Below are 3,968 nucleotides of genomic sequence, written 5' to 3'. Positions count from 1 at the left end.
CCGCCGCGCGTTCGCAGGCGCCGGACGCCGCCCTGCCGCGTGGCCTGGCCCTGCTGCAGGCCGTGACCCGCCGCACCAGCTACCTGGCCCTGCTCGACGAACAGCCCGCGGCGCTGGCGCGCCTCGTGGACGTGACCGCGCGCAGCGCGCTGCTGTCCGAACGCCTGGCCGCGCACCCGCTGCTGCTCGACGAACTGCTCGACACCCGCGCCGCCGGCCCGGTGCCCGACGACGGGGAAATCGCCGAGCTCGTGGCCGACGCGGCGTCGCGCCTGCCGCCCGGCGACATCGAGGCAGGCCTGAACGCGCTCAACGAAATGCGCCAGGCGATCGGATTCCGCGTGGCGCTGGCGACCATGGGCCTGCGCCTGCCGCCGGTGCAGTCGGCGTCGCGACTGGCCACGCTGGCCGAGTCGCTGCTGGCCGTGCTGCTGCGCCTGGCCGAAGACGACCTGGCGCGCCAGCACGGCCGCGTGCCCGGCGCCGGCCTGGCCGTGCTGGGCTACGGCAGCCTGGGCGGGCGCGAACTGGGCTTTGGTTCCGACCTCGACCTGGTGTTCCTGCACGACGCGCCGCCCGATGCCACGTCGGACGGCGACCGCCCGCTCGACGCCAATCGCTATTTCGGCCGCCTGGCACAGCGCCTGGTCAGCCTGCTGGGCACGGTCACCGGCGCCGGCAAACTTTATGAAGTGGACGTGCGCCTGCGCCCCGACGGCGCCCAGGGCATGCTGGTTTCAAGCCTCGACAGCTTCGCCGACTACCAACGCCAGCGCGCCTGGACCTGGGAGCGGCAGGCGCTGGTGCGCGCCCGGCCGATTGCCGGCGCCGCGGCGGTGCTCGACGCCTTCGACCGCATCCGCCGCGAAACCCTGCGCGCACCGCGCGACCCGGACGCCCTGCGCGAAGACGTGCTGAAAATGCGCCGGCGCATGCGCACCGAACTCGACCGCAGCAACGCCGCCCGCTTCGACCTCAAGCAGGGCGAGGGTGGGTTGGTGGATCTGGAATTCCTGCTGCAGGCGCTGGTGCTGCTGCACGCCGGCGAACACCCGGCGCTGTGCGAACCGCGCGACACGCCGGGACTGCTTCGCGCCGTCGATGCCGCCGGCCTGCTGCCGCCCGGCAGCCTGCAGCAGCTGCTCGACGCCCATGCGCTGATGGTGGACATGGGCCTGGACTGCACGCTCGACCAGCGCCCGCGCCTGGTGCCGCCGGACGACGCCCTGGAAAGCGCCCGCGCCGCCGTGCGGGAAGCCTGCGTCGCGTGCGGGTTTGTTTTTTTTGCTCAGGCGCCGCGGTAGCTGGACCAGTCGGGCAGGCGGTGCTTTTTCGCGTAGTAGCGGTAGTAGCTGGCCATTGCCAGGCCGAAGAACAGGCCGGCCAGTAGTGCGATGCCCGCGGTGGCGGCGACCGTCATGCCCTGGCGCCACCACATCAACACCCACATCAGCAGGCCCCAGCCGATCGCGAAAAACAGGCCCGTGCCAAAGGCCAGCGGCAGGAAGCCCATGAAGATCGGCGGCGGCGTTTGCAGTCCGGCCTGCCACATCATTCGCCAGGCCGGCGGCGCCAGCGTGTAGGGCGAAAAACCCAGCGGAACCAGGTGACGCTGCATCGCGTCCACTTTTTCGGAATGCTTCAAGGGCGGGCTCCAGGGAAAGCCGATTTCTACAAGGAAAGCCGGTCGCGCACCAGCGCCGCCACGCGCGGTGTTTCGCGAAGCGGTTCGGCCGCCTGGTCTTCGGGCAGCTTGCCCAGGGCCCGGATGCGGCCGCGCGCCAGCATGGCGTCGAGATACCGGCGGACGCGGCCGCTGGCACGCTGGGGTTCGGGCACGTACACCGGGCAGGCGGTGGCGCAGGCTTCCGACACCATGTTCACCGAGTCGGGGCTGACGACGATGCGGTCGGCCCAGGCCAGCGCGCCGGTGTAGGGGTTCTCGCCGTCGCTGGCATCGAACCAACGAAGTCCCGGCACGTCGGCCCAGTAGGTGCGCGCCAGCGCCGCCAGTTTGGCCGGCGTGCGGCGCGAGCCGATCACCACCAGGCTGCCGCCGTCCATGGCCAGCCAGTGTTCCAGCTTGGCCGCCATCACTTCGAAAGCGCCGCGGTCGAATCGCACCGCCGGCGTCGGCCCGCCCAGCAGTACCACGGTGCGCGGGCCGGGCAGCCCGCCGAGGGCGGGGAAGTCGCGGCGGCCCTGCGCCAGCCAGGCCTCGTCCACGGGGTTGAGGCTGCCGCACAGGGTGATGACGTTGGCGCCAGTGCGACCGTCGTGTTCGGGTGCGACCACCAGGTCCCAGGACGCGGTGTCCATTCGCGGGTGCAGCACCTGCACGACGCGTGCACCGCGTTCTCGCAGCAGCCGGGTGGCCAGGGCGGCGCGACGCCCGGCGCCGATCGCCAGCGTGGGCGGCGAATCCAGGCTGGCCAGGAAGTCGGGGCCAAACGCCTTCTCCGCCCCCGGCAGCCGCCGCGGCGCCAGCCAGCTCCAGGGCATCGCGGTGTGCAGTTCAATCTCGCGCAGGTCCGGCGCCAGCGCCTGCGCCAGCGCAAGCGCCTGCCGCCGGTGCCCGGCGGCACCGTCGTGCAGGACCCAACAGGAAAGGGGAAGCTCGGCCATCGGCCAAGCCTAGCCGGAACGGTGGCGGCACCGCGAGGCCGCGGTGCCGCCGGATGACTCAGTCGCCGGTGAATCGGGTGCCGAAGTTGATGTTGGCGGCATCGACCATGCGCGCGTTGCCGCGAATGGACATGGTGATGGTGATCGGCTTCTTGAAGAACTGCTTGGCCTGCTGTTCGGTCAGGCCGTAGCCGTTGACCAGCGACTGCTTGCTGACCAGGCCGCCGATGCAGCTGCGGGTGAAGGTGAACTGCTCGACGTTGTATTCGCCCGGGTCGATGGAGCCGGAAACATTGATCGCGCCCAGCGGCAATTCGATGGCGCCGTTGTACGGCGTGCCGGTGTTGGGGTCGCTGAGGCCATCGAGCACTTCGCTTTCGATGCGGTACACCGGATAGACCTGGAACCGGTACTGCTCGGTCGCGGCGGTGAAGTTCGCGAAACCCACCGACACGATCGGCGTCTGCCAGTGGCAGATCAGCGAGTTGGTGCTCTTGCCGGGCAGCGTGATCGCCGCCAGGTCGGGCGCGTCGAAGCTGGTGAAGCCGGGTTCGGGGTTGAGCTGGATGCAGCGCGGATCCGCCGGTTCGCCGGGAACCACGCAGTCAGGCTGCAGGTAGACGTAGGCCGACAGCAGGCCCATCCAGTGCACATTGCGGCCGAAGCTGTCGGCGTCGCCCACCTCGGCGGCCGTCGGGGCGGCCTTGGCGGCGGCCGGGTCGGCCAGGCGCTCGGCTTTCAGGGCGGCGCGGCCGGCGGCGCGGGCCTCTTCGACCGGCGGCGAACGGAAGGTGTCGTTGGCCAGGACGGGCGTAGCGGCCATCGAGGCCGCCATGGCCAGGAACAGGGTGCAAAGCTTCATGCGGTGTCTCCTTGGGTGTCCCGCACCCCGGCGGGGTGCGGGGGAGGCCAGCGCGGGGGCGCCGTGGCCTTCCGCTTTCCTTTACGCATGAAGGAGGGCGGGAGGGGCCAGGGAGTGCGACGGATGAAACGATACGTTCACCGGGCAGGGCTGCGTTGCGGCGGCAGGGTCAATAACCTGTGTCACCCAAGCCCAACCGGAGTCCCTGAATGAAGCTCAAGCAATTCGCCCTGGCCGGGCTGTTCGCCCTGGCCTCCCTGCCGGCCCTGGCCGCCGACACCTACGCCATCGACCCGACCCATACCCAGGTCGAGTTCACCTACAGCCACTTCGGCTTCTCGAACATCACCGGCCGCTTCGACAAGGTCGAGTCCGAGTTCGCCTTCGACGCCGCCGATCCCACGCAGTCCAGCGTCAAGGTCACCATCCCGGTGGACAGCATCAGCACCGGCGTGGAAAAGCTCGACGGGCACCTGCTCAG

At 70.6% G+C, this 3,968-nt stretch carries 4 protein-coding genes and 1 pseudogene; 2 read left to right on the top strand and 3 right to left on the bottom strand.

The window, feature by feature from the left end; all coding sequences use genetic code 11:
- A pseudogene (locus AACZ35_RS13000) lies at window positions 1-1,304 on the top strand (glutamine-synthetase adenylyltransferase); the annotation flags it as partial.
- On the opposite strand, the gene AACZ35_RS12995 reads toward AACZ35_RS13000, so the two are convergent.
- From AACZ35_RS12995 to AACZ35_RS12985, 3 genes are read right to left on the bottom strand one after another with little or no spacing between them, the layout of a single operon-like run.
- On the bottom strand, window positions 1,289-1,645 hold the full coding sequence (locus AACZ35_RS12995) for a DUF6404 family protein (RefSeq protein WP_339829982.1): 357 nt from the start codon (window positions 1,643-1,645) through the stop codon (window positions 1,289-1,291). The pseudogene AACZ35_RS13000 and the gene AACZ35_RS12995 overlap by 16 nt on opposite strands.
- 26 nt (window positions 1,646-1,671) lie before the next feature.
- Window positions 1,672-2,625, bottom strand: a complete 954-nt coding sequence (locus AACZ35_RS12990) for a mitochondrial fission ELM1 family protein (RefSeq protein WP_339829980.1) — start codon at window positions 2,623-2,625, stop codon at window positions 1,672-1,674.
- Window positions 2,626-2,683: 58 nt separating this feature from the next.
- Entirely contained in the window at window positions 2,684-3,487 is an 804-nt protein-coding gene (locus AACZ35_RS12985) for a hypothetical protein (protein ID WP_339829978.1), read from the bottom strand.
- A 209-nt stretch (window positions 3,488-3,696) separates the two neighbouring features.
- Between AACZ35_RS12985 and AACZ35_RS12980 the strand changes: the two genes are divergently transcribed.
- On the top strand, window positions 3,697-3,968 hold a 272-nt coding region (locus tag AACZ35_RS12980; RefSeq protein ID WP_339829977.1), incomplete at its 3' end, for a YceI family protein.

Origin of the sequence: uncultured Arenimonas sp. (genome assembly GCF_963976025.1) — a bacterium.
Lineage (GTDB): Bacteria > Pseudomonadota > Gammaproteobacteria > Xanthomonadales > Xanthomonadaceae > Arenimonas.
Note: the sequence above shows the minus strand (reverse complement) of the source record. Positions and strands in the feature narration are given on the sequence as shown.

What these genes read in the sequence shown, in the direction of transcription:
- AACZ35_RS12990 (WP_339829980.1), bottom strand. Translation starts at nt 2,625, where the DNA reads ATGGCCGAGCTTCCCCTTTCCTGTTGGGTCCTGCACGACGGTGCCGCC.
- AACZ35_RS12985 (WP_339829978.1), bottom strand. Translation starts at nt 3,487, where the DNA reads ATGAAGCTTTGCACCCTGTTCCTGGCCATGGCGGCCTCGATGGCCGCT.